At 70.0% G+C, this 23,887-nt stretch carries 22 protein-coding genes; 13 read left to right on the plus strand and 9 right to left on the minus strand.

Features of this window, described 5'->3' with window-relative positions:
• Nucleotides 1-200 precede the first annotated feature (200 nt).
• The 5 genes from ABZV06_RS00990 to ABZV06_RS01010 all read right to left on the minus strand — a co-directional run bounded on the left by ABZV06_RS00990 (nucleotide 201) and on the right by ABZV06_RS01010 (nucleotide 4,869).
• Complete coding sequence (locus ABZV06_RS00990; RefSeq protein WP_355235976.1) at nucleotides 201-1,319, minus strand: transporter substrate-binding domain-containing protein; 1,119 nt, start codon at nucleotides 1,317-1,319, stop codon at nucleotides 201-203.
• A 307-nt stretch (nucleotides 1,320-1,626) separates the two neighbouring features.
• Complete coding sequence (locus ABZV06_RS00995) at nucleotides 1,627-2,505, minus strand: PhzF family phenazine biosynthesis isomerase (RefSeq protein WP_355617542.1); 879 nt, start codon at nucleotides 2,503-2,505, stop codon at nucleotides 1,627-1,629.
• 121 nt (nucleotides 2,506-2,626) lie between these two features.
• Nucleotides 2,627-3,448 carry an alpha/beta hydrolase gene (locus ABZV06_RS01000; protein ID WP_355235970.1) on the minus strand — a complete coding sequence of 274 codons (822 nt, stop codon included), beginning with the start codon at nucleotides 3,446-3,448 and terminating at the stop codon, nucleotides 2,627-2,629.
• A gap of 19 nt (nucleotides 3,449-3,467) precedes the next feature.
• Entirely contained in the window at nucleotides 3,468-4,037 is a 570-nt protein-coding gene (locus ABZV06_RS01005) for a DJ-1/PfpI family protein (protein ID WP_355235967.1), read from the minus strand.
• Nucleotides 4,038-4,125: 88 nt separating this feature from the next.
• Nucleotides 4,126-4,869, minus strand: a complete 744-nt coding sequence (locus tag ABZV06_RS01010; RefSeq protein ID WP_355235964.1) for a GntR family transcriptional regulator — start codon at nucleotides 4,867-4,869, stop codon at nucleotides 4,126-4,128.
• A 337-nt stretch (nucleotides 4,870-5,206) separates the two neighbouring features.
• Here ABZV06_RS01010 and ABZV06_RS01015 point away from each other — a divergent pair, with 337 nt between their 5' ends.
• The 7 genes from ABZV06_RS01015 (at nucleotide 5,207) to ABZV06_RS01045 (ending at nucleotide 13,342) form a co-directional block, all read left to right on the plus strand.
• Nucleotides 5,207-6,562 (plus strand): extracellular solute-binding protein, encoded by a 1,356-nt coding sequence (locus ABZV06_RS01015; protein ID WP_355617545.1) that lies wholly within the window; start codon nucleotides 5,207-5,209, stop codon nucleotides 6,560-6,562.
• Between the two features lie 101 nt (nucleotides 6,563-6,663).
• Nucleotides 6,664-7,509, plus strand: a complete 846-nt coding sequence (locus tag ABZV06_RS01020) for a sugar ABC transporter permease (protein WP_355235958.1) — start codon at nucleotides 6,664-6,666, stop codon at nucleotides 7,507-7,509.
• Nucleotides 7,509-8,420: a carbohydrate ABC transporter permease gene (locus tag ABZV06_RS01025; protein WP_355235955.1), complete on the plus strand. Its 912-nt coding sequence runs from the start codon at nucleotides 7,509-7,511 to the stop codon at nucleotides 8,418-8,420. Before ABZV06_RS01020 ends, ABZV06_RS01025 begins: the two co-directional genes overlap by 1 nt.
• The gene (locus ABZV06_RS01030; RefSeq protein WP_355235952.1) at nucleotides 8,420-9,487 is read left to right on the plus strand and encodes an ATP-binding cassette domain-containing protein; all 1,068 of its coding nucleotides are present in this window, start codon (nucleotides 8,420-8,422) and stop codon (nucleotides 9,485-9,487) included. Before ABZV06_RS01025 ends, ABZV06_RS01030 begins: the two co-directional genes overlap by 1 nt.
• Nucleotides 9,487-10,563, plus strand: coding sequence for an ABC transporter ATP-binding protein (locus tag ABZV06_RS01035; RefSeq protein WP_355617548.1), 1,077 nt, complete (start codon nucleotides 9,487-9,489; stop codon nucleotides 10,561-10,563). Before ABZV06_RS01030 ends, ABZV06_RS01035 begins: the two co-directional genes overlap by 1 nt.
• Before the next feature lie 37 nt (nucleotides 10,564-10,600).
• A complete protein-coding gene (locus tag ABZV06_RS01040; protein ID WP_355617551.1) occupies nucleotides 10,601-12,061 on the plus strand; it encodes an NAD-dependent succinate-semialdehyde dehydrogenase in 1,461 nt (486 codons plus the stop codon).
• Nucleotides 12,062-12,124: 63 nt separating this feature from the next.
• Entirely contained in the window at nucleotides 12,125-13,342 is a 1,218-nt protein-coding gene (locus ABZV06_RS01045; protein ID WP_355617554.1) for an iron-containing alcohol dehydrogenase, read from the plus strand.
• A gap of 83 nt (nucleotides 13,343-13,425) precedes the next feature.
• Here the strand turns inward: ABZV06_RS01045 and ABZV06_RS01050 are convergent, their stop codons facing one another.
• On the minus strand, nucleotides 13,426-13,971 hold the full coding sequence (locus ABZV06_RS01050; protein ID WP_355617556.1) for a nuclear transport factor 2 family protein: 546 nt from the start codon (nucleotides 13,969-13,971) through the stop codon (nucleotides 13,426-13,428).
• Here ABZV06_RS01050 and ABZV06_RS01055 point away from each other — a divergent pair.
• A complete protein-coding gene (locus ABZV06_RS01055; RefSeq protein WP_355617559.1) occupies nucleotides 13,960-15,180 on the plus strand; it encodes an MFS transporter in 1,221 nt (406 codons plus the stop codon). The two genes, ABZV06_RS01050 and ABZV06_RS01055, sit on opposite strands and share 12 nt — an antisense overlap.
• Before the next feature lie 381 nt (nucleotides 15,181-15,561).
• On the plus strand, nucleotides 15,562-18,669 hold the full coding sequence (locus ABZV06_RS01060) for a hypothetical protein (RefSeq protein ID WP_355617561.1): 3,108 nt from the start codon (nucleotides 15,562-15,564) through the stop codon (nucleotides 18,667-18,669).
• A 29-nt stretch (nucleotides 18,670-18,698) separates the two neighbouring features.
• Here the strand turns inward: ABZV06_RS01060 and ABZV06_RS01065 are convergent, their stop codons facing one another.
• Together ABZV06_RS01065 and ABZV06_RS01070 are read right to left on the minus strand one after the other, a co-directional pair.
• Nucleotides 18,699-19,151: a hypothetical protein gene (locus ABZV06_RS01065; protein WP_355235932.1), complete on the minus strand. Its 453-nt coding sequence runs from the start codon at nucleotides 19,149-19,151 to the stop codon at nucleotides 18,699-18,701.
• Nucleotides 19,148-19,549 (minus strand): DUF6069 family protein, encoded by a 402-nt coding sequence (locus ABZV06_RS01070; RefSeq protein WP_355617564.1) that lies wholly within the window; start codon nucleotides 19,547-19,549, stop codon nucleotides 19,148-19,150. Before ABZV06_RS01070 ends, ABZV06_RS01065 begins: the two co-directional genes overlap by 4 nt.
• Before the next feature lie 131 nt (nucleotides 19,550-19,680).
• Between ABZV06_RS01070 and ABZV06_RS01075 the strand changes: the two genes are divergently transcribed.
• Both ABZV06_RS01075 and ABZV06_RS01080 read left to right on the plus strand, forming a co-directional pair.
• The gene (locus ABZV06_RS01075; protein WP_355617567.1) at nucleotides 19,681-20,841 is read left to right on the plus strand and encodes a histidine kinase; all 1,161 of its coding nucleotides are present in this window, start codon (nucleotides 19,681-19,683) and stop codon (nucleotides 20,839-20,841) included.
• On the plus strand, nucleotides 20,829-21,494 hold the full coding sequence (locus ABZV06_RS01080) for a response regulator transcription factor (RefSeq protein ID WP_355617570.1): 666 nt from the start codon (nucleotides 20,829-20,831) through the stop codon (nucleotides 21,492-21,494). Before ABZV06_RS01075 ends, ABZV06_RS01080 begins: the two co-directional genes overlap by 13 nt.
• On the opposite strand, the gene ABZV06_RS01085 is transcribed toward ABZV06_RS01080, so the two are convergent.
• Entirely contained in the window at nucleotides 21,473-21,727 is a 255-nt protein-coding gene (locus ABZV06_RS01085; protein ID WP_355617573.1) for a hypothetical protein, read from the minus strand. The two genes, ABZV06_RS01080 and ABZV06_RS01085, sit on opposite strands and share 22 nt — an antisense overlap.
• 890 nt (nucleotides 21,728-22,617) lie before the next feature.
• Here ABZV06_RS01085 and ABZV06_RS01090 point away from each other — a divergent pair.
• Together ABZV06_RS01090 and ABZV06_RS01095 are read left to right on the plus strand one after the other, a co-directional pair.
• Complete coding sequence (locus tag ABZV06_RS01090) at nucleotides 22,618-23,061, plus strand: ABC transporter permease (RefSeq protein WP_355617576.1); 444 nt, start codon at nucleotides 22,618-22,620, stop codon at nucleotides 23,059-23,061.
• A 115-nt stretch (nucleotides 23,062-23,176) separates the two neighbouring features.
• The gene (locus tag ABZV06_RS01095) at nucleotides 23,177-23,884 is read left to right on the plus strand and encodes an SDR family oxidoreductase (protein ID WP_355235916.1); all 708 of its coding nucleotides are present in this window, start codon (nucleotides 23,177-23,179) and stop codon (nucleotides 23,882-23,884) included.
• Nucleotides 23,885-23,887 lie beyond the last annotated feature (3 nt).

Consider the following 23,887-nt stretch of genomic DNA (forward strand, 5'->3'; position numbering starts at 1 on the left):
TCACGTCTGCCACGCGCTGGTCCGCTCGGGTACGGGCTGTGGACAGCGTTCGGTGACCTCGGTCCTGGCCGAGGAAGCACGACCGCAGTTGCCGGAACTCGTACGGATGCTCGATCGTGGTCGGCGGCGGAAAACTCCACGGGATCACGGCGTGCTCGCCTGACGTCGATCAGCGACGGCAGGCGCACGGCGGGGTGGTGCTACCGGTCCAGCCACGGTGCCGCCGGTTGACAGGGGTCGACGGCTTGCGGTCGGGACGACTCGGGCAGGCCCAGGGGTGCGAGGGTGGCTTTGAAGTTGTCCTGCCAGCTGTAATCCAGGTAGTCGGTGATCACCTTGCTGATTTCCCTGCAGAGCCGTGGCATGTTGTTCGGTATACCAACGGCGTATCTCTCCTGCCCGTACCCCAGGGAGATCGGTGGTTGCACGCCTACCGCTCGCGCGTATCCGGCGAGGACCGAACGGTCACCCGACACCGCATCAACCCTGGCGCTCGTGAATTTGCTGACACACTCGGCAATGGATTGCGCCTCGACCGGATTCCAGTTGATCTGCTCCAGCTTCCACAAGGTGGTCGAGCCCTTGATGGCACACACCTTGCCGATTGGAATTTCCGCGATGTTCTCGGCATCGCTCCGGCTCAGAAAGCCTTGAGTGTCGACGAAGTAGGGGCCGGCGAAGTCGATCGCCTGGGCCCGGGCCGGAGTCATGGAGAAATTGGAGATCACGAGCTTGACAGGCTCCTGGAGCGGACCCCGATCAGAAGCACGCCACTTCCCGCGTAGCGCGTTGATCCGGTTGTCCAGGGTGCCCAGGTCCACCCACGTGAGGTGAGCGTCCTCGAAATGCGACTGGATCTCGTTGGCCAGGGCGACATCGAACCCGGTCCGGGCGTTGCCTTCGGTGTGCCAGCCCTCGTACTGGAACGCGGTGTAACCGATGCGGACCTCACCGGACAGGTAGTCGAACGGGTCGGGCTCCCGTTGAAACCACCAGTACGCGGCACTGAGGACGAGGGCACCTGCGGTGAAGTAGACAGCGACCTTCATCCTCCACGACTTGCCACGTGGCCTGCGGAGGGCGGGGGTCTTGAAGGCGCCCCGATCGACCAGGATCGTCACCACGATCGCCGCGATGTTGATCGGAACGCTGATGATGGCCGCGGCATTTGCACCCCACGCCTCTTTCTGGAACAGCAACACGCAGATTCCCACCGAGGCGAGGGCGACGGGAAGCAGCCAGAAGAGTTGCCGGCTGAGCGAATGGCGTGCGGGAACGGGTTCGGTCGGGGCGCTGTTGTTCGTTGTCGTCTGGGTCATGATGATCATCCTCGTGCCGCTGGTGCACTACCCGGTCGAGTGGCCGCGATGCGTGTGGCCCCGTTCGGCAAACCGATGACGAACAGAATTCGCGTCCGCGTTTCCATGGGACGTGTCGGTCAGTGACAGCCCCGGTACGGCGAGTGAATTCTCGCATGACCGGATTTTGACGAACGAGATCGGTTATCCCAGCGAGAAGTCTGATAGGCGACTGATCTCGACCAACGAGGGCCACGCGCTTCACGGCGATAGAGCGTCCGGAAACGTCAGTAGTGGTATTCCCAGGAAAGATGCCGCCGATGGCTTCTCAGTGTGCTGCGCCGTTGGTACTGGATCGGATGGTGGCCATTCCGCCGACTCTGGCGGAGATGCCGTCCGTGGTGGCGGCGGCCGTGGCGAAGACCGACGAGGGACGACCGGCGGTGTGCCCCTGCACGACTTCGATGCCGCTGGGGCGGTTGGTCGCGACCAGGTGTGCGGCAAGGCAGCCGGTGCTGTTGGCGTTGACGACGTCCTCGCCGACTCCGATCGCTGGCGCGAACATGCGCGCGGCCGCAGCGTCGCCGGTCGGGGAAAGCGTGTAGACGAAGCAACCGAGGTAGCCGAGGCGACGGCACTCGGCGGCGAGTCGACCTGGGTCGGGCCGCATCGAGAGCAGGGTTGGCAGTGTCGTGACCGGCACGAGCAGGCGTGGTGTTCCCGGTGAGGCGACGCACGGGAAGTCGTCGGTGGATACGTCGTTCGATCTGATGCCGAGGGCGGCGAGGATGCGGCCGAGCCCTGCCGCAGTGCAGTCCCGGAGTTGCACCTCGCCCTGGTCGAACCAGACCTCGATACCGTCGTCGCGGTGGATCGCGGTGATGTCGAAGGTGCGGCCACCGGTCCGCTGACGGGCGTGGCGTTCTGCGGCCGGGCGGCGGTGCAGCAGGACCGCCTGCGCGGCGATGGTGCCGTGGCCGCAGTTGGTGAGCTCACCGCTGGCGGTGAAGAACCGCACCGTGGGCGTGGTTTCCGCCTCGGCGTCGACGAACGCCGCGTGCGAGGTGCCGGCTCGCCGGACGATCTCGCACCGGGCGCTGTCGCTGAGCGCACCGTCGTCGATCAGCACGGCGGTAGGGCTACCACCTCGCCCTCGGCGAGTGCAGGCGTCGACGATCGTCACGTCGTGGCCGATGCTTGCGGTCATCCCGGGCTCCCGCCTCGGCGGCCGGGTCGCCGTGCGGCCGACCTGCTGCGCAGCCCACCGCAGCGCTGCCTGGTCGTCGAGGACGCCGCAGCCGGAGTGGAGGCGCAACCTGACACAGCGATCAGTGGCTCTGGACCGGGTGGAGGAAGCACGACAGCAGATGCCGGAACTCGTGCGGGTGCTCGATCGCCGGTACGTGTCCACATCGGCCGAACACGTGCAGCCGGACGTCGGCCAGGTGTTCGAGCAGGGGCTGGGTCGCCGTACCGAGAGGCGTGACGCGGTCCTCGGCGCCATGCACGAGCAGCACGGGGGCGCGGATCGCCGCCAGCGTCTGCGCCGAGAGGGTGAGATCGTCGACCCAGCGCGCCCTGGGTGGAGGGAACAGTGCGGCGAATGCGGCCTCCCCCGCTCGCATCGCGGCCGCACGGGCCTCGACGGCCGCGTCGGTCACGAGCGCCTGGTCGCGGACGAGGCGACTCAGCATGTCTCGTGCCCCGAGCGGACCGGCGGGGGCGGCCCAGACCGCGTCGAGATCGGCAGACATCGGCGCTCCGGGGGCACCCATCGTCGAGACCGCCACGACACGGGTGACCTGCTCGGGGCGCGCGGCCGCCAACGCCAGCGCCACGGCACCGCCCATGGAGTGACCCACCACCGCGTAGGACTCGCTGCCGAGAGCATCCATCAGGCGCGCGGCCTGCTCCGTCCACAGCCGCAACCCACCCCTGGAGCCCGCCGGGACGGGCGTACGGCCGAAGCCCGCCTGGTCAGGAGCCACCAGGTGCCAGGACGCGCCCAGCGCCTGCGCCGTCGTCGCCCAGGCGCCGGACCCGGTCGTGCCGGGTCCGGAGCCGTGCAGCATCAGCACCGTGGGCCCGGCGCCGCTCTCCAGGACGTGTACGGGGGAACCGTCGACCGTGACGGTCCGAAGCGCTGTCACCGGGGCAGGCCAGGTGCACTCATGCCGATGCGGAGCTGACGGACTTCGTGAAGACCTCCATCATCGCCCTGCCGAACTGCGGCATGTCGGGCCACCCCCGGCAGGAGACGAGGTTGCCGTCCACGACGTCGGGTGCGTCGATGACCGTCGCGCCCGCGTTCTCCATGTCACCGGTGATGGGCGGGAAGCAGGCCGTCTTCCGACCCTTCAGCAGCCCGTACACCGCTGGCACCTGCGCGCCGTGGCACACCAGCGCGATGGGGAGGTTGCGCGCGAAGAAGTGCTCGGTGATGCGCCTGACGTCGGCGTCGACCCGGATCCACTCGGGGGCACGTCCCCCGGGGATGATGAGGGCGTCATAGCGCTCGACGTCGACCTCGGCCCAGGGCACGTCGACCGGCAGCTTCCGGCCGTTCTTCTCGACGTAGGCGTCGGAGTTGGGGTCGAACTCGTGGATGACCAGTTGCACGTCGCGCGTCGTCCGTGACGAGACGTCGACGTCCCAGCCGCCCTCCTGCACGCGGTAGTAGGGATACATGGTGTCGAGTTCCTCGGCGGCGTCGCCGGTCAGGAGCAGCGCTCTGGGCACCTGCTTCTCCTCGCGTATGGGGACGGGTGTGGTGGATCAGATACAATCCGATCTGATCGAGTTAGCATTCCTCGACCCAGCCCGCCCGTCAACCCTCCACATTGACTCCCTCCGCGTTCCTGACCTCGTCGAAGATCCGCCGGAAACGCTCGCCGGACCGCAGGATGTGCCGACGCATCGCGTAGGCCGCGCCGTCGGGGTCGCGTGCGGCGATCGCGGCCACGACCTCCTCGTGCTCGGCCATGGCCAGGTGGGTGACCTGGGTGTCGTGGTGGAGCCGGAAGAGGTGCACATGGCTGTGCAGTCGAGCGAGCGCTTCACGGATGACCTGGTTCTCCGCGCTCAGGGCGACGAGATCGTGGAAGGCGGCGTCGCGGAGCCCGAAGGCGCCATAGGCCAGCAGCCCGTTGCCCTCTTCCAGCTCCGCCATCTCCTCCAGCATCCGCCGCAGACCGGCCACCTGCTCGGAGGTTGCGCGCTCGGCGGATCTGCGCGCCGCTGCCGGCTCGAGGAGCAGGCGCACCTCGAGCATGTCCTCGAATCGCTGGCGGGTGATCTGGGGAGGGATGCGGTAGCCGGCATGCGGCACGCGCACGACCAGACCCTCGGCCTCCATGCGGTTGAGGGCGTCTCGGATCGGCGTCTGCGACACTCCCAGCTCCCGCGCCAGGACGTCGATCGTGACGCGCGAGCCGGGCTCGATCCGTAGTGACATCAGCTGTCCGAGCAGCGTGTCGTACACCTCGTCGGCAAGCCGGCCGCGAGATCTTCCCGGCGGCATCGCACCCGGCGTGGCCCTCCGGCCCCGCGCGATCATCGCATCGTCGTCCATCGTGACCTGACGTCCTCTCTTGCGCCTGCGGGAACCTGTTGACATCAGTCACAACGCTGCGGCATTCTGACGCCCCCACAGGATCGTATAGGAAAAGTGGCGGATGATCTTCATCCTCCACCATCGCGGAACGGCCGCCATCGCCACGTCGGTCATCCGGCTCCGCGACGGCCCGGCAACGCGCCTGGACAACCCAGCAACTGCTCGGCGAAGCACATAGCGAGGCCTAGAAGTCCCCACCCAGAGAGCAGGCGAGACGATGCGGATTCCGAAGCGAACAGGACGAACACCCACTCCCGGCCGGAAGGTGCGGCTGGCGACGGCTGCCCTGCTGCTCGTGGCCACGACCATGGCGGCCTGCGGCGACAGCAAGGACGACGACGAGAAGGCGAGCGCTCCCAAGGCGCCGGCGACCATCCCGAAACTCACCAAGGACCCGCTGACCCTCAGCTTCATCTGGTTCGACTGGCCGCCCGCCCACGCACTGGAGGACTTCGCGAACGCGGAGTACAAGAAGGAGCGGCCGAACGCGACCATCAAGGTCAACACCGTGCCGAACGCGAACTGGCACGACGCGATGTTCACCCAGTTCGCCGCCCGCAAGACCGACTTCGACATCGCGATCCTGGACTCGCAGCACATCGGCGAGGCCGTGACGAACGGCAACATCCTCGACATCACCGACTTCGTCAAGAACAACATCGAGGTCAACGCCTACAACCCGTACCTCCTGGCGGCCTACGGCCAGTTCCCCCAGGCGGAGACCGGCAAGCGCGACGAGAACGCCAGCCTGTACGGCCTGCCGCTGCTCGGCGACACCTGGACGATGATCTACCGCAAGGACCTGATCGGCGACAAGCCGCCGCAGACCTGGGACCAGATGATCGCGGCCGCCGCGAAGTGCCAGGCGGACAACCCCGGCGTCAGCGGACTGGCTTTCCACCAGGCCAACGGCTCCGACGCCGCGGCCGTCACCTACAACACGGTCAACGGCGTCTACGGCGGCAACCTCTGGGACGCCAAGAACCGCAAGATCGAGGGCATCCTCAACGACGCGGCGGGCCAGGAGGCGATGGACGTCCTGGTCAACAAGATGAAGCCGCTGACCGCCAAGGGCTCCGGCAACTGGTTCATCGACGAGGTGAACGCGGCCGTCGCCCAGGGCAAGGCGTGCATCGCGTTCAACTGGATCGCCGCGAGCGGCGGGCTGCTCGACCCGAAGCAGTCGACGCTCGGCACCACGCGGGCGCAGATTCTCGACAAGCTGGGCTTTGCCACCCTGCCCACCCAGAAGACCAACCTGGTCCCGCTCGGCGGCATGGGGATGCACGTGTCGGCCTACTCGTCCTCCGCCAACCAGGCCGAGGCCCTGAACTTCATGAAGTGGTTCGAGCGGGCCGACATCCAGAAGAAGTGGGCCGCGGCCGGCGGTGTGCCGTCGCGTACGGACGCCCTACAGTCGCCCGAGTTCCTCAACGCCGGGCCGTTCAACCAGGTGTACGCCGACTCGGTGCCGCGGATGCGGGACATGTGGAACGTGCCCGAGTACGCGCGCCTCGTCGACATCGAGAACACCAACGTGAACGCGGCCCTCAACGGCGCGAAGAAGCCGAAGGATGCGCTCGACGACATCGCCAAGGAGCAGCAGGGTGTGCTCGACTCGAGCGGCCGCAAGGGCGGCGGCGGACTGTGAGTGACGTCGCCCCTTCGACGACCGATCGCCCTGCGCAGGTGGCGTCCACGACGCCACCTGCGCGGGGTCGGTCCCGCCGGCTGAGCGACCGTTGGCTCGCCGTGACGTTCATATCCCCCGCGATGCTGCTGTTGCTGGCCATGTCGGTGTTCCCGTTGCTGTGGGCGTTGTACCTGTCCTTCACCGACTACTCGGCCACCCGCGGGGGGCCTGCCGACTTCATCGGGTTCGGCAACTACACCGCCATCCTGACGTCGGCCCAGGTCCACACGAGGGCCTTGACGACCTTGATCTACGTGGTCGGCGCGGTCGGCCTGCAGACCGTCCTCGGATTCGGCATCGCCTACCTGATCTCGCGGCGTACGCATGGGCGGGGAGTGCTGACCACGCTGTTCCTGGTGCCGATGATGCTGTCGCCGGTCGTGGTCGGGCTGTTCTGGCGATTCATGCTCGACGCGCAGTTCGGCGTGACCAACAGCATGCTCGGCTCGCTCGGCCTGGGGCAGGTGGAGTGGCTCACCCGACAGCGAACGGCACTGCTCTCCCTGATCGTCGTCGACACCTGGCAATGGACGCCGTTCATCATGCTCATCGCGCTCGCGGGCCTCACCGCCGTGCCCAAGTACCTGTACGAGGCCGCCTCGATCGACCGGGCGTCCGAGTGGTTCCGGTTCCGCACCATCACTCTTCCGCTGGTGTGGCCGCTGCTGCTCATCGCCGTGATGTTCCGGGCCATCGAGGCGTTCCGGCTGTTCGACCTCGTCTACATCCTGACCAACGGAGGGCCGGGCGTCTCCACCGAGACCTTGTCGTTCCACATCTACAAGGTCGCGTTCCTCGGCTTCAACACCGGAACCGCCTCGGCGTACGGAATCCTCATGGTCCTCGTCGTCATCGTCCTCACGCAGTTCTACCTGCGCTATCTGAACAAGCTCAAGGAGGGCTGATGGCCGTCTCCGTCGACGAGGCCGTATCGACGGGCCCCGCCCGGGGTCACACTCCCCCCGCGCGGCGCCTTGGCAGCCGGGGTCGCTCCGTGCTGGAGGTCGCGCTGTTGACCGCGCTGGCCGTCGTGATGCTCTTTCCGGTGCTCTGGATGATCGAGACGTCCATCAAGGAGAACCGGGACGTCTACGCCATCCCGGCCAAGTTCTTCGACTTCACGGTCACCCTGGATCACTACCGGGACGTGTTCGTCGACCCGGACGGCGGTCGCTCGGCCCTGTCCGTCTCGTTCCTCAACTCCGTCGTGGTCGCCGGGGTCTCCACGGTGCTGGCCACCGTGCTGGGTGTGCCGGCGGCCTGGGCCTACTCGCGCTTCGCCGTGAAGGCCAAGAAGGACCAGCTGTTCTTCATCCTGTCGACCCGCTTCATGCCGCCGGTCGTGGTCGTGATCCCGATCTTCCTCATGTACCGCCAGGTCGGGCTCATCGACAACAAGATCGGTCTGATCCTCATCTACACCGCGTTCAACGTGCCGTTCACGATCTGGATGATGAAGGGGTTCGTCGACGAGGTACCCGCGGAGTACGAGGATGCCGCCATGCTCGACGGCTACACCCGCTTGCAGTCGTTCTGGCGATTCACCCTTCCCCTGCTCGTACCCGGCATCGCCGCGACGGCGGTCTTCGCGCTCATCTTCTCGTGGAACGAGTTCGTGTTCGCCACCTTCCTCACCTCCAGCGACGACGTGCGGACGGCTCCACCCGCCATCGCCGGCCTCATCGGCGGCACCACGACGGACTGGGGGCTCGTCGCCGCCGCCTCGGTGGTGTTCGCCCTGCCGGTGCTCGTCTTCGCGTACCTGGTGCGCAAGCACCTCGTCGCCGGTGTGACGCTCGGGGCGGTGCGACGCTGATGGCGGGCATCGAGGTGACGGCCCTGCACAAGCGCTACCCGGACGGGACGGTCGCGGTCGACCACGTGGACCTGTCCATCGAGGACGGCGAGCTGTTCGTGATGCTCGGCCCCTCGGGCTGCGGCAAGACGACCACGCTGCGGGCCATCGCCGGCCTGGAGAGGCAGACGACCGGCGACATCCGGATCGGCGACACGCTGGTCAACGACCTGCCGCCCGCCGAGCGCGACATCGCCATGGTGTTCCAGTTCTACGCTCTCTATCCGCACCTCCGGACGCGCGACAACCTGGCGTTCCCACTGCGGGCCGAGGGGCTACCCAAGTCGGAGGTGCAGAAGCGGGTCGACGAGGCCGCCCGGCTGATGCGGCTCGGTCCGCTTCTGGACCGGCGACCGCGCCAACTGTCCGGCGGCGAGCAGCAGCGCGTCGCGCTTGCTCGCGCCCTGGTGCGACGACCGCGCGCGTTCCTCATGGACGAACCTCTCACCAATCTGGACGCCGAGCTGAGAGCCGACATGCGCACCGAGATCAAGCACCTGCAAGGGGAACTCGGCGCGACGATGGTCTACGTCACCCACGACCAGGTCGAGGCCATGTCACTCGGTCACCGGATCGCCATCCTCAACAAGGGCCGCGTGGAGCAGATCGGCACGCCACTGGAGGTCTACGACCGCCCGGCGAGTCTCTTCTGCGCCGCGTTCATCGGCTCCCCGCCGATGAACCTGATCGACGTGGAGGTGGCCGACGGCACGCTGCACAGTCAGGGCGGACTGGTCCTCACGCCGCCGCCGGGCCTGCCGCGTGACCGCCGCCTGGTCGCCGGCGTCCGGCCAGAGGCCCTGGAGGTCAGCGCGCCAGGGGCGGAGGGCTCGATCCCGGCCCGGGTGGTCTCGGTGGAGTGGCTGGGCGACGAGATCATCTACGTGGTCGACCACGGCGGCCAGCGCGACGTACGGGTCCGGATGCCACCGACTGTCCGTTTCGCCGCCGACGCGAAGGTCGGACTGCGGCACACCGGTGGAACCCCCGCTGTCTACGACGTGAGCACGGAAGAGCTGGTGGGCTGATGGGAACCCTGGCAGCGCAAGGGCTACGCAAGTCCTTCGGGAAGGTCCAAGCCCTGGACGGGGTGACCCTGGACGTGCCGGACGGCTCGTTCTTCGTCGTACTCGGGCCCTCCGGGGCGGGCAAGACGACGACCCTGCGAGCGATAGCGGGCCTGGAGAAGCTCGACGCCGGGTCGGTGCACCTGGACGGCAGGGACGCGACCGGCGACGCCCCGGCCGCACGCGACCTGGCCATGGTCTTCCAGAGCTACGCCCTCTACCCGCGGCACACCGCGTACGAGAACATCGCATCGCCGCTGCGGGCACGCCGCTGTTCGTCGAGCGAGATCGCCGCTGCCGTCGAGCAGATGTCGAGCCTGCTGCACATCGAACGTCTGCTGCAGCGTCGCCCGGCGCAGTTGTCGGGCGGTGAGATGCAGCGTGTCGCCCTGGCCCGGGCGCTGGTCCGTCGCCCGCGCGCGTTCCTCATGGACGAGCCGCTGACGAACCTCGACCTCAAGCTCCGCGTCGAGATGCGCACCGAACTCACCCGCATTCACCGGAGCCTCGGGGCAACCTTCGTCTACGTGACCAACGACCAGGTCGAGGCCCTGTCCATGGCCGACCAGGTGGCGGTCCTCAAGGAGGGGAAGGTGCAGCAGGTCGGCACGCCTACCGAGGTGTACGAGCGTCCCGCCAACCAGTGGGTCGCGGGATTCGTCGGGAGCCCGCCGATCAGCCTGCTCGCCTGTAAGGCCGAGGGAGACCGTCTGATCGGTACCGAGGGCTGGACGCTGCCGCGACCCCACTGGACCACGGCCGAGGACGGTCGGCCGCTGCTGCTGGGCCTGCGTGCGGAGGACCTGTCGGTCGAGCAGCGCGGGGACGCGTCGTTGTCGGGAGAGCTCTACGGGCTCGAGCCGCTCGGCGACCGAACGGTTGTCGACGTCCGGGTGGGGACGGCGATCCTCAAGGTCAAGGCACGGCCCACCGTCACGGGTACGCCGGGCGAACGCCTGCGTGTCACGGTCGACCTGGACCGTGCGCACCTGTTCGACGCGGACACCGGACTGTCGCTGTCCGCGGCGGGGCGGTAGTCGCGGCATCGCCAAGACGAGCACAGGAGGCGACGCAATGAACGACCCGATGAACGTCCTGGCCCCCGAGCACCGGCGGCTCCGGATCGGCGACGCCTGGGGCGACGCCGCGAGCGGAGCCACCTTCGCCGTCGAAGACCCGGCCACCGGCAAGACCATCGCCGAGGTGGCGGACGCCGACGTCGTCGACGGACTCGCCGCCCTGGACGCGGCGAGCACGGCCATGACGGAGTGGGCCGCGACCCCGCCACGGAAACGGTCGGAGTTGTTGACCGCGACGTACCGGGCGTTGACCGAGCGATCCGAGGAGGTCGCCCGGCTGATAACGCTCGAAATGGGCAAGCCGCTCGCCCAGGCTCGAGCCGAGGTGGCCTACGGCGCCGAATTCTTCCGTTGGTTCGCGGAGGAGGCGGTGCGCGTCGAGGGCCGGTACAACACCGCTCCCGGAGGTGGATACCGCATCCTCACCGTGCCGAAGCCGGTCGGACCGTGCGTCTTCGTGACGCCCTGGAACTTTCCGTTGGCCATGGGCGCCCGCAAGATCGCTCCCGCGCTAGCCGCAGGCTGCACGACGATCACCAAGCCAGCAGGCCAGACGCCACTCACCATGCTGCTCCTGGCCCGCATCATGGAGGAGGTAGGCGTTCCCCCGGGTGTCGTCAACGTCGTGACCACCAAGCGTTCCGGCACGGTCGTCTCCGCGCTGTTGGCCGACAGTCGGACCCGCAAGCTCTCGTTCACCGGGTCGACCGAGGTCGGACGCGTGCTGCTCCGGCAGGCCGCGGACAACGTACTGCGTACCTCGATGGAATTGGGTGGCAACGCGGCCCTGATCGTGTGCGCGGACGCCGACCTGGACGTCGCGCTCCACGGCGCGATGGTGGCCAAGATGCGCAACATCGGCGAGTCCTGCATCGCGGCCAACCGGATCTACGTCGAGGAGTCGGTGCGCGAGGAGTTCACGGCGCGTTTCGCCGAGCGGATGGGCGCGCTTGCCGTGGGCCACGGTCTCGACGACGGCGTCGACGTCGGGGCGTTGATCGACGACGCCTCGGTCACCACGATCGACGAGCTCGTCGCCGACGCGGTCGACCGCGGCGCCCGCGTCCTGGTGGGCGGTGAGCGTCCAGACGGGCCGGGCCACTTCTACCCGCCCACGGTCCTCGTCGACGTACCCGACGACGCGCGGATGCTCAAGACCGAGATCTTCGGTCCGGTGGCGCCGATCATGTCGTTCACGTCCGACGACGAGGTGCTGGCGAAGGCCAACGACACCGAGCACGGCCTGGTCGGGTACGTCTTCACCCGCGACCTCCAACGAGCCCTCCGGTTCGCCGAGGGCCTGCAGACCGGGATGCTCGGCATCAACCGTGGCCTGATATCGGACCCGTCAGCTCCGTTCGGAGGGGTCAAGCAGTCCGGGATCGGCAAGGAGGGGTCGCACGAGGGCATCCTCGAATACCTCGACCTCACCTACGCGGCGATCGACCTGCCGTGACCGGCCTGCCGCCCCGGGCTTGCGCCCCGTACATCGCCGTCGACGTTCTGGAGAGGCACCGACATGCTTGAGACCGTCCGCGGGCCACGCCAGCTGATAGTGGGCGAAGGGGTCGCACAGAACATCCCACGGGTGGTCGCCGAGAGTGGCTCGCGAGTCCTCATCGTGACCGACCAGGTTCTCCTGGGGCAGCCGGGCGTGGCCGACATCGTGGCCGCCGTGCGGGAGAAGGTCGCGGTCGTCGAGGTGTTCTCCGAGGCGACCTCGGACGTGCCGCTCTCCGATGTCGCCCGTGCCGTCTCGGCCGCCGCCGAGGTGGACGCCGACGTCATCCTCGCCATCGGGGGTGGCACGGTGATCGACCTGGCCAAGATCGTTGGCGTCATCCGACGGCACGGTGGGACGCCGCGCGACTTCTACGGCGAGTCGAAGGTGCCGGGGCCGACGCTTCCGCTCGTGGCGGTCCCGACGACGTCGGGCACCGGTTCCGAGCTCACGCCCGTCTCGGTGTTGACCGACCCGGACCGCGAGCTGAAGGTGGGGGTCTCCAGCGTCCACATCGTGCCCGACTTCGCCATCGTGGACCCCGAACTCACCTACACCTGCCCGGCGACCGTCACCGCCCACTCCGGCATCGACGCGTTCTGTCACGCCGTGGAGAGCTACACCGCGCGGTCCCGGCCCCACGGGCCGCGCGACCCGGTGGAGCAGGTGTTCCTCGGCCGCAACCCGATCACCGACCACTACGCGCTCCTGGCCGCGGAGCGGATCGCCCGCAGCCTGCGTCGCGCGGTCCGGGACGGAGACGACACGGACGCCCGCGCCGACATGTCCTACGGGTCGATGCTCGCCGGACTCGCCTTCTCCCACGCGGGCAACGCGGCCCCACACGCTCTCCAGTACCCCATCGGCGCAGCCACGCACACACCGCACGGTCTGGGCGTCGGGCTGCTACTCCCCTACGCTCTCGACGCGGCCAGGGATGCCATCAGCGACCGGTTGGCCATCCTCGCCGGGGTGTGCGGGCTCGACGTGACCGGCGCGTCCGACGCCGAGGCCGCGGACGCGTTCCTCAGCTGGCTCGACGGGCTCCTTGCCGACATCGGCATCCCTCCCACTCTGGCGGACATCGGCGTGGCTCGCGACGATCTGCCGCGCTTCGCGGAGATGGCCAGTGGCGTCACCCGCCTGATCCAGAACCACCCGGGCCCGACCGACACCGCCAGCCTGACCGCGATCCTGGAAGCGGCCTGGACCGGGGACCGGAGACGACTGTCCTGACTCCGAGCGGGGATCCGCCCCGAATGATCGTTCGTCCGACCATGCCTATGCTCGGTCGGCTCACGTCGGCGGGGGTCGAAGCGCTAGCCGGCGGTCGCCTCACGCTGGATCTGCTCGAACTGCGCGGCCATCGCGGCGGCCAGGGCCTGCGCGGCGGACAGCGGGCGAACCATCACCGTGAACTCGTCGATCAAGCCGCTCTCGTCCAGGTGCAGGAAGTCACAACCCTCGACGGCGACGTCGCCGATCCGCGCCTCGAAGACCAGCGCGTGATCACGACCGCCCTCGCCGCTCAGCTCACGGACGTACCGGAAGTCCTCGAACACCCGCAGCACACCCCGCAGGATCGCTGCGGTGATCGCCTTGCCCGGATAGGGCTTGAACGCCACCGGGCTCCGAAACAGCACGGTGTCGGCCAGGGTCGCCTCGATTGCATCGGCGTCGCCTGCCTCAACCGCCGCACGAAAATCGATCACCACCTCAGCGTACGGCTCCTTGGGCGTCGACCGGCCCGCCGCCCTCCTCAGGTCGATCCGCCGACGCCGCCACCGCGCCCGAGCGATGAGCAGCCAGCACGCCATGATCACGATCCCCGCCTGGGGTACTAGACTCGCCGGATGTCCGAGCACCGCCCCCTCCCACTGTGGGCGGGACGCACAGCGGCGCTGCTGGGCATCGTGCTCGTCGCACTCACCCTGCGCCAGGCTGTTGCGGCGATATCGCCGATCCTCGGCGACATCCGGGGGGACATCCCGATATCGGACATCGGCGTCGGGCTGCTCGGCACGTTGCCACCGATCCTGTTGGCGGCGTCCGGGTTCATCGCTCCGCGGGTCGCCCGCGGCTTCGGCCTCGACGGCGGCATCGTGCTCGCGCTGCTGCTCATGACCCTCGGCCATCTCGTGCGCGCGTTCGCCCCGGGCTTCGCGGTGCTGCTCGTCGGCAGTGTCGTCGCGCTCGCCGGTACGGGCATCGGCAACGTGCTGCTGCCGCCGATCGTGCGGCGCTACTTCCCCGACCGGGTGGCGCTGCTGACCGCCGTCTACGTCTGCATCGTGGGCGTGAGCACGGCCGTGCCCGCCGCTGCCGCCGCTCCGGTCGCCGAGCAGATCGGCTGGCGGTTCTCGCTCGGCATCTGGTCGGTCACCTCGGTGGTCGCGCTCGCTCCGTGGCTCGTCATCATCGCGCGGGAGCGCCGCCAGCGACTCTCGGATGCCGTCGCCGTCGAGTCCTCGCCTGCCGCCCTCGTCACGCGACTGTGGCGGTCACGCGTGGCCCTGTCGATCACCGTCGTGTTCTCAACCAGCACGATCTGCACCTACGCGGCCTTCGCCTGGCTGCCCGAGATCCTCGGCGACATCGCCGGCTCGACGCCGACCGAGGCCGGTGTGCTGCTCGCCGTCACCGGCATCGTCAGCGTGCCCGGCGCACTCGTCGCGCCCCTCCTCGTCGCGCGACTGCGCAACGTCGGCTGGCTGATCGCCGCCGGTATCGCGAGCTTCGTGCTCGGCTACCTCGGCCTGCTGCTCGCGCCCGCGACACTCACGCTGCTCTGGGTGCTGCTCATCGGCTCGGGGTCGATCCTGTTCCCGGCCTGCCTCGTGCTCATCAACGTCCGCACCCGAACGCAGGGCGGCACCGTCGCGCTGAGCGGCTTCGCCCAGGGGGTCGCGTACGCGTTCGGCGCACTCGGTCCGCTGCTGGTCGGTCTGCTGCACGACGTGAGCGACGGGTGGACCCTGCCGCTGCTGTTCCTGCTCGCCGTCGCCCTCGTGGCGGCCATCCCGGCGATCACGCTTGCGAGGCCCGCGTACGTCGAGGACGAGCTCGCCCGCTAGGCCGAGTGTCAAGGTCCTCGGTCGAGCCGAGGGGCGGACGGCGGACACCACAATGAGGGTGATGCCTGTGAGTCATCTTGATGACCCACAGGCATCACGCTCAATGGAGCGGGCGGCTCCGATCCGGCCGGACCACGGGCCCGCGAGCGGCGTTTCACCAGCGGCCGAAACGGCCGGTCCTCTCGGCCTCCGCAGGCCGGCCAGGGGCTTTTGACACAGGGCCTGGCGCACCGCTGGACGCGATCCTCGCCCGCGCCTTCCTCGCCGCCGCCCATGGCGGTCAGCCCGGCCCGGCCGGCCTGATCGCGCTGACCGTCGTCCAACTACGTCACCGGATCGCCGCTCCTCCGCCGAACGCGGGCGGGCTACTAGCATGCGGGCGTGGCTCATGTTGTCCAGGCCCGCAGGCCGTACCCGCTGCTTGTCGCCGCGGTGGTCCTGTTGGCCCTCGGCGCGGCAATGGCCTGGGCGGTCGGCGACACGCTGGGGTTGAGCCACGCCCCCGCCGTAGTCCCGCGCGAGGAGGCTGTCGCCGCGCCGACGCGGACGCCCGCGCCGCTCCCGCCGTTGGCGTCCCTCGTCGTGCCCGACGAGCCGCGCCTCACGAAGGCCGCGGCCGCCGTCGCCGACGCGGTCGTTCGCCGCGGCCTGCCCCGGCCGGCGCTCGTTCCGGCCGCACCGAACTCGGCCGGGTCCGCGACGGCCCCGCCGGGCACCGGCACGGCACGCCGCGCGGCCCCGGACCTGTCGGCGGTCCGCACGCTGCGGGCGAGCGTGCTGACCACCCTCGGCGGGACGCCCGAGTCGTACCGGCTCGACGTGCGCGACACCGAGCTGACCGTCCAGGGCGGCGACGTCGCGGGCGTGGCAGCCGGGATGTACCGGCTGGCCGACCGGATCAGCTCCGGTGCCGACGCGATCCCCGCAGCGGACGCGGGTCGGGTGGTCACCCCCCGGCTCGGGCTGCGGCTGACCGACGCCGGTTCGGTGGGGCGCGAGCCCGAACCGGCCGTCTTCGCCGCCGGCGACGACTACGGATTGAACACCGACGTGGTCGGGTCGGCGGTGCTGCCTCGCGCACCGTGGGTGGACGCGGGCGCGGTGGCCCGCATCGACGCACAGTTTCGGCAGTTCGTCGACCACTCGGTGGCACAGGGCTTCAACGGAGTCGTCGTACCCGGCTTCCTCGAGTACGTCACGTTCGCCGAGGTTGGTGACGGGCACGCGGTCTATCCACCCGGCGACCCGCACGTCGACCGCGCGCGGGCGCTGGTCGCGGCGTTCGGCCCCGTCTTCCGGTACGCCGAGGACATGGGCGTGCGGGTGTTCCTGCTGACCGACATGCTCGCGGTGTCGCCTCCACTGGAGGCGTACCTGACGCGGACGGTCGGCGGCCTCGACGTGGCCGACCCTCGACTGTGGTCGGTCTACCAGGCCGGCCTGGCCGAGCTGTTCGAGAGCATGCCGTTCGTCGACGGCCTGATGGTCCGCATCGGCGAGGGCGGCGAGGTGTACGCCGGGACCGGCTGGGACTACTCGTCGCGGCTCGCGGTCACCACGGAGGCGTCCGTGCGCGCGATGCTGCGGGCGCTGCTGGACACGGCGGGCACAGCCGGGAAGGACATCATCTTCCGCACCTGGACGGTGGGCGTCGGCGCCGTCGGCGATGTGCACACCAACCCGGATTCGTACGCGCGGGTCCTCGGCGGGCTCGACGACCCGCACCTGATCGTCTCCACCAAGTACACCCTGGGCGACTTCTACAGTCACCTACCGCTGAACACCACCCTGCTGGGCGGCCGACACCGCCGCATCGTCGAGTTCCAGGCCCGGCGCGAGTTCGAGGGGTTCGGCTCGTTGCCCAACGACCTCGGCCCGCTGCACCGCGAAGCGCTGCGCGCCTTCCTTGCCGCCAACCCGAACGTCGAGGGTGTCTGGAACTGGACCCAGGACGGCGGTCCACTGCGCGCCGGGCCCATGTCGCTGTACCTACGCACCGGGTTCTGGCAGCTCTACGACCTCAACACGTACGCCGTCGGCCGCCTGGCCTGGGACCCGCGGGCCGACCCGGCACAGGTCACGGCGGACTGGGCGTACCGCACGTTCTCCGGCGACCCGGCCACCGTCGCCGCGATCGGGCGGGCCATGGCGCTGTCCCGCCAAGCCGTCACGAAGGGCCTCTACATCGGTCCGTACGCGGACCGGTCGGTGCGGGCGCTCGGGCTGGAACCGCCGCCCATGATGTGGATCTTCGAGTGGGACATCCCTACCGGCGACTCGGCCGCGCTGGACAGCATCTACGCGGTGACCGGCGGCCGCGTCGACGAGGCGATCGAGGAGGGTACGCAGGCCGTCCTGCTGGCCCGGCAGATGCGGGATCTGGTCGCCGCAACCGAACCGGCGACCTGGCGGGACGCCGAACTGCGCGGACGCTTCACCGCGACGCTCGACTACCAGGTCGACCTGTTCGAGACGCTTGGCGCGTACCGGACCATGGTGCTGCGGCACGCGCAGTGGCTGGACACCGGTTCCCCGGCTGCCCGCCACGACTGGCGGATGGCGACGACGGCATACCACCATGCGCGCGACGCACACCGGCAGCGCTACGGCGCCGACCTGGACCTGCCCGCGTACAACTTCACCGCCGCGGACATCGGGGCGCGACGCGCCGACCGGGACCCGGCGATGGCTCGGGCGGCCCGGGCGCTGCTCGGGTCGATCCTGCTGGTGCTGCTGCTCGGCCTGCGCGGTCGCGGGTTCGGCGCGGCCGGCGCGCGCGGGTTGCTGCTCGGCGCGTTCCGGCCGTGGCGGGTCGCCACGCTGCCGACGCCCACGACACGGGCGGACCGGGTGGTGGTGTGGCTGGTCCCGACCGTGGTGCTGGTGGCGAGCCGGCTCGTGCTGACCTGGTTCGCCGCGCCGGCGCACCTGCTTGTCACCCTCGGCGGGTGGGCACTGTTCGCCCTCGTCGTACGCCTCGTCGTCGGCCGGCGGGACCCGTTCCACCTGTGGACCACGCTCGGCGGCGTCGCGCTGCTGCGCAGCGTGCTGCTGCTGGCGGCGCTCGCCGGGCGCGGACCAGGCGGATACTGGTTCGCCTTCTGGACGGTGCCCGGGCTGCGCGCCGCGTACGTCACCATCGCGTTCGCCGCGTTCTGCTGGCTGTTCGTGGTCAGCGCGGTGGTCCTGCGGGACCGGTACGGGCTGCGCGGTCGAAGCGCCGTCGGGCTGACCCTCACCGCCACGGGTGTGCCCCTCGGCGTGCTGTCCACCCTGGTCTCGGTGGTGGGCCTGGAACGAGCGCTGACGGTGTGGAACGACCAGCTCGCCCTGCTGCCCTGGGGCCTGTCCCGCATCCTCGGCATCACCGTCTACCTCGGCATCCCCACCCAACTCCCGGCGTACACCGCCGCCGCCGGAGCCGCCCTGGCCGCCGCCGGCCTACTCCTGTCACTCGGCCACCGTGGGATCGTGCGTCGTATCGTCTGAGCGCGCCCTCGCCGCCGGCGAGGTGGTCATCAACTCCCCCCGCTGACGGCCGCCATCATGATCAGGGTGCGCCGCCGCCGTCGACTCATCAGTGCGAAACAGGCGGTGAGCACCACCAGCTCCAGCTCGGCCCAGTCACCGGTGACCTCGACACGGATCGGCCCGCCGAATCGGCCGGGAAGGCGTACCGCGATGCGGTGTCCGTCGCGTACCAGCTCACCCCCACCGTGACCGGGCATCCAGCGGGCCACCCCGCCGGGCCCCGGCACGTGCGACCGGCCCGGGTCGAGCCGTACCGGCACGCCGTGCTCGCCCCGGGCGGTGAACCCGATGCGTCGGCGGCCGGTCGGTTCGACAGTCCAGCGCCCGGTGCCGGTGCGGATCTCACCGCACCGCCAGGTCCAGCCGGTACGCAGCGAGGCGTTCGCCGCAGAGTCGAGGACGAAGACCCCGTCCTGCTTGCGTACGGTCAGCGCGGTCATCGGTTCGCCCCCGCCGGGCGCGACCGGGGCAGGCCGAGGATGAGGATGAGGCCGACGCTCAGGTGCAGCAGCGCGAGGGTCGCCTTCGCTGCCGCACCGACACCACCGGTGGGGCCGACCACGAGCGACAGCAGCAGGACGGCCACCGCGATCGAGGTCCACCAGACCCGGGAGCGGTTGGTGGCGCGTTCCAGCGCCGCGAGCAGCGCCCAGCCGGCCAGTGCCGCCACCGCTGCGGCCACGACGACAGCGGCCACCGTGACCTGTCGGGTCGAGCTTCCGGAAGTGACCGCGACGTCGACGCCGGCCACCGAGTGCAGGAGCGCGAACTCGACCACCGCCACCACGATCGCGCTGGCCGTCACCGCGGCTCGGTTCACGAGAAGGTTGTTCGTCATGGCCTGAGTCTGCGGACTGGGCCGGGCCCGACGCGTCGTCCCAGACGCCGCGGCGGCTACGCCTCCCGGCGGCTCGGCGTACTACCAAAGGAGGTGGTCCGGCCCGCCACGAGCCCAGTAGCCTGCGCGATGTGGATGCCGCGACGTGCGAGGTCGAGCGGCCGCCGACGTGGCGTTCCGTCCCGGTGGCCGCGACGACCGTGGCGGTCGGCGTCCTCGTCGGGACCATGCTGTGGTCCGCCACCCGGTCCAGCTCCGCCGGCCTGGCCGGCGTCGACGTGGCGCTGGCGGTGGCCGCCCTGGCCCTCGTTCCGGTGGTCCTCCGCCGTCCGCAGGTCGGTGGCGTGCTGGCCGGCCTGCTCGTCGCGCTGTCCCCGGTGGCCACGCCGGTAGCCAGCTTCGCGGTGTTGTTCACCGCCCGCAACCGGCCGTTTCGGCACGCGGCGACGGTGGCGGCGGTCGGGGTCACGGGCGAGGCCGTGCAGGCGTTCTGGCGGCCGGTGCCCAGCCTGCCGTACGGGTGGCGGCTGGTGCTGATGACGATCGCCTACGCGGCCCTGCTCGGCTGGGGCACCTGGGCGCAGGCCCGCAACGCCCTGCTGGCGGCCCTGCGGGACCGGGCCCAGCGGGCCGAGCAGGAACAGGAACGGCGGGTCGGCGAGGCACGGGCCGCGGAGCGCAGCCGCATCGCACGGGAGATGCACGACGTGTTGGCCCACCGGCTGTCCCTGCTGGCAGCGGCCGCCGGCGCGATGGAGTACCGGCCGGACGCGCCGCCCGAACGGCTCAGCGCCGCCGCCGGGGTGATCCGGGCCAGCGCACACCACGCCCTCGACGAGCTGCGCGAGGTCATCACCCTGCTGCGCAGCGACGACGCCGAGTCCCCGACCGACACACCACCCGGGCAGACCCTCGCCGACCTGCCGCGTCTGGTCGACGAGGCGCGGGCCGCCGGGCAACAGATCGTGGTCGACGACCCGCTCGGGCCGCCGGTCGAGATCCCTGCCACGGTCGGCCGCACCGCGTACCGGATCGCGCAGGAGGCGTTGACGAACGCCCGCAAGCACGCGGCCGGCCAGCCGGTCCGGCTGGTGCTCGACGGCGCGCCCGGCACCGGCCTGAGCATCGCGGTGAGCAACCCGACCACGCCCGACAGTGGCGTCATCGGCGGTGCCGGCACCGGCCTCATCGGTCTCGCCGAACGCGCCGAGCTCACCGGCGGTCGGGTCACCCACCACATCGACGCCACGGGTCGGTTCCACCTCACCGCCTGGCTGCCATGGCCGACGTGACGGGCCCGATCCGGGTCGTCATCGTCGACGACGACCCTCTCGTACGGGGAATGCTCACGCTGATGCTCGACGGCGCCGACGGGATCGTCGTGGTGGGCGAGGCCGCCGACGGCGCCGCGGCGATCACGGCGGTGGACCGGCACCTGCCCGACGTGCTGCTGATGGACATCAGGATGCCCGGCGTCAACGGCATCACCGCCACCGAGCGTCTGCGCCGCCGCCGCCACCGGCCGCCCGAGATCATCGTGCTCACCACGTTCGACACCGACGAGCACGTGGTGCGGGCCCTCCGAGCGGGCGCGAGCGGCTTCCTGCTCAAGGACACCCCGCCCGAGCAGATCAGCCAGGCGGTACGCGCGGTCGCGGCCGGCAACCCGATGCTGTCCCCCGGCGTGACGCGTCGCCTCATGCAGCGGGTCGCCTCCGGGGCCGAGTCCCACGAGCGGGCGCACGATCGGCTGGCCCTGCTCACACCCCGCGAACGCGACGTCGTGCTGGCCATCGCGCAGGGCCGGTCAAACGCCGAAATCGCCAGCGAACTGCTGATGAGCGTGACGACGGTGAAGGCCCACGTCTCGCACATCCTGACCAAGCTGGATCTCGACAACCGTACCCAGATCGCCCTGCTCGCTCACGACGGCCGGCTCCTCTGATCCACCTCGCCGGCTCGCCGGCCTCGGCGGTGGTGCACGATCAGCGCGACCGCGCAGAGCGCCGCCACCAGACCGAACGCCGAGCTGACCCACGGGTTGACCGCCGCGGTCGACAGCACCATGTTGGCCGCCGCGCTGACGAAGAGCGCCAGCCAGAGCAGCGGGCGGAGCAGGTCACCCGGCTTCCTGGGCGCGGCGACCGGGGCATCGGTGATGCGGTACGGATCGGTCATGACTGCCTCCTTCGGCGAACGTTCCTCGACGCCGTCAACGCTAGGCAGGCGACGCGGCGGCGACGATGCCGCCAGCTCGACAACCCTGGTACAGCAGGCTGCACCTCCGCCGCTACCCCGGCCTCGCGGTGCTGGCTCTCGGTGCGCGCCGTCGGGTCGGGTTCTCTGTCGGAGGGCGGGCAGCGGTAGCGCCTGCTGTACCTGGATCCGCCAGCCCGCGGGATGGTTGCCGTTCGTGCAGGTCAATAGCGTTTCTGGTGCGCGCAGTTCTTGCCGATGACACCGAGAAAGGCCACCAGGATGCCGGACTATCCGGGACAGACCGATCAACCGGCGGTACGCGTCGAACACCTCACCCGCGTGTACGACGCCGGCCCCGCTCAGGTGACGGCGCTCGCCGACGTCGATGTCGGCTTCGACCGGGCTGCCGGCCGACGCGGCGCGGACGGTCCGCGAGTTGCCCGGGGTGCAGGCGGCCACCGGTGTGCACCGTACCCAGGTGGTGGTGCGGGCGCTGGACGGCATCGAGCCGATCAGCGCCCGGTCGGTCGACCCGGCGGGCATCACGTCGACGATGGACCTCGCCGTGCGCGAGGGTGACCTCGCCGACCTGCGCGCGGGCACGGTCGCCGTGTCCGCGCTGCAGGCGTCCTCGTCCGGCTGGGACATCGGCGACCAGGCCGAACTCTGGCTCGGCGACGGCACGCCTGTCACGTTGGACGTCGTCGCGATCTACGGCCGTGGCCTCGGCTTCGGCGACGTCACACTGGCTGCCGAGACGGTCGCCGGGCACACGGCGGGGAACACCGTCGACGAGGTCCTGGTCAGCGCCGGCCCGGAGGCCGACACCGTGTTGACCACCTGGTCGGCCGGGCAAACGGGGCGCCCAGGTGCTCGACGCCGCCACCCGTACGCGACTGGTCAGCACCGACCTGGCGCTCGGCGCCTGGCTGAACCGGCTGCTGATCGGCGTGATGGTGGGGTACGCGGCACTGGCGGCGGCCACCACGATGGTGATGGCCGCGCTGGCCCGCCGCCGCGAGTTGGCCTTGCTGCAACTGGTCGGAGTCACCCGCGGTCAGATTCGCGCGATGGTCCAGGCCGAACAGGCCGGGCTCCTCGGCACCGCCGTGCTGATCGGCACGACGATCGCGGTGCTGACCCTCAGCGCGATCGTCAACGGACTGACCGGCAGCCCGATCCCGTACGTCCCGCCGCTCGGTTGGGTGGCGGTGCTCGGGGGCACGACACTGCTGGCGTTGACAGCCACGGTCTGGCCCCTCCGACGGCTGCTCAACGCCCCTCCGATCGACGACATCGGTGTCAAGGAGTGAGCGTCGCGGTCGGGGCATCAGTGCGTCGGGCAATGCCTCCCCGCGGATGAGGTGGACGTGATCCACCTCGCAGCATTTGCCTCTAACGTCAACGTGAGGTTCTAGCGTGTTGGGTATGCGAATCAACGGCTCAACCGCTCTGGTGACCGGCGCCAACCGCGGCCTCGGCAAGGCCTTCGTCGAGGCACTCCTCGCCCGTGGCGCCACCGTCTATGCGACCGCCCGTCGCGTGGAAAGCATCGACATCCCCGGTGCCGTCCCCCTCCAGTTGGACATCACGGACCTGGCGTCCATCGAGGCAGCGGCGTCCCAGGTGGGCGACCTCGACATCCTCGTCAACAACGCCGGCACCTCCACACAAGCCCCGCTGCTCGGTCCCTCCACGGAGAACATCCGCAAAGACTTCGACACCAACTTCTGGGGCACCCTCAACGTCACCCGCGCCTTCGCGCCGAAGCTGGCCGGTGGCGCCATCCTCAACGTCATCTCGGCGCTGAGCTGGTACACCTTCTCTCCCGGCAGCAACGGCTACGCCGCCTCCAAGGCCGCAGAATGGTCCCTGACGAACGGCCTCCGACTCGAGCTGGCCGACCAGAAGACTCTGGTCACCGCCCTGGCGCTGGCGATCGCCGACACGGACATGATGGCCGGCATCGACATCCCCAAGCTCGCGCCCCACGAGGTGGTCACCCAGGCCCTCGACGGACTCGAAGCGGGCAGGATCGAAGTGATCGCCGACAAGCCCACCGCCAACGTCAAGGCCTCCCTCTCCGGCGACCCCGCCCTCTTCTACGCCGACATCACCGGCAACCTGTTCGGGTGATCT

Source organism: Micromonospora sp. NPDC005172 (assembly GCF_040608555.1).
GTDB lineage: Bacteria > Actinomycetota > Actinomycetes > Mycobacteriales > Micromonosporaceae > Micromonospora.

Excerpts from the sequence above, each read along its gene's own strand:
- ABZV06_RS00990 (WP_355235976.1), bottom strand. The coding sequence starts at position 1,319 with ATGACCCAGACGACAACGAACAACAGCGCCCCGACCGAACCCGTTCCC.
- ABZV06_RS00995 (WP_355617542.1), bottom strand. The coding sequence starts at position 2,505 with ATGACCGCAAGCATCGGCCACGACGTGACGATCGTCGACGCCTGCACT.
- ABZV06_RS01010 (WP_355235964.1), bottom strand. The coding sequence starts at position 4,869 with ATGGACGACGATGCGATGATCGCGCGGGGCCGGAGGGCCACGCCGGGT.
- ABZV06_RS01025 (WP_355235955.1), top strand. The coding sequence starts at position 7,509 with ATGGCCGTCTCCGTCGACGAGGCCGTATCGACGGGCCCCGCCCGGGGT.
- ABZV06_RS01030 (WP_355235952.1), top strand. The coding sequence starts at position 8,420 with ATGGCGGGCATCGAGGTGACGGCCCTGCACAAGCGCTACCCGGACGGG.
- ABZV06_RS01035 (WP_355617548.1), top strand. The coding sequence starts at position 9,487 with ATGGGAACCCTGGCAGCGCAAGGGCTACGCAAGTCCTTCGGGAAGGTC.
- ABZV06_RS01040 (WP_355617551.1), top strand. The coding sequence starts at position 10,601 with ATGAACGACCCGATGAACGTCCTGGCCCCCGAGCACCGGCGGCTCCGG.
- ABZV06_RS01045 (WP_355617554.1), top strand. The coding sequence starts at position 12,125 with ATGCTTGAGACCGTCCGCGGGCCACGCCAGCTGATAGTGGGCGAAGGG.
- ABZV06_RS01055 (WP_355617559.1), top strand. The coding sequence starts at position 13,960 with ATGTCCGAGCACCGCCCCCTCCCACTGTGGGCGGGACGCACAGCGGCG.
- ABZV06_RS01065 (WP_355235932.1), bottom strand. The coding sequence starts at position 19,151 with ATGACCGCGCTGACCGTACGCAAGCAGGACGGGGTCTTCGTCCTCGAC.
- ABZV06_RS01070 (WP_355617564.1), bottom strand. The coding sequence starts at position 19,549 with ATGACGAACAACCTTCTCGTGAACCGAGCCGCGGTGACGGCCAGCGCG.
- ABZV06_RS01080 (WP_355617570.1), top strand. The coding sequence starts at position 20,829 with ATGGCCGACGTGACGGGCCCGATCCGGGTCGTCATCGTCGACGACGAC.
- ABZV06_RS01085 (WP_355617573.1), bottom strand. The coding sequence starts at position 21,727 with ATGACCGATCCGTACCGCATCACCGATGCCCCGGTCGCCGCGCCCAGG.
- ABZV06_RS01095 (WP_355235916.1), top strand. The coding sequence starts at position 23,177 with ATGCGAATCAACGGCTCAACCGCTCTGGTGACCGGCGCCAACCGCGGC.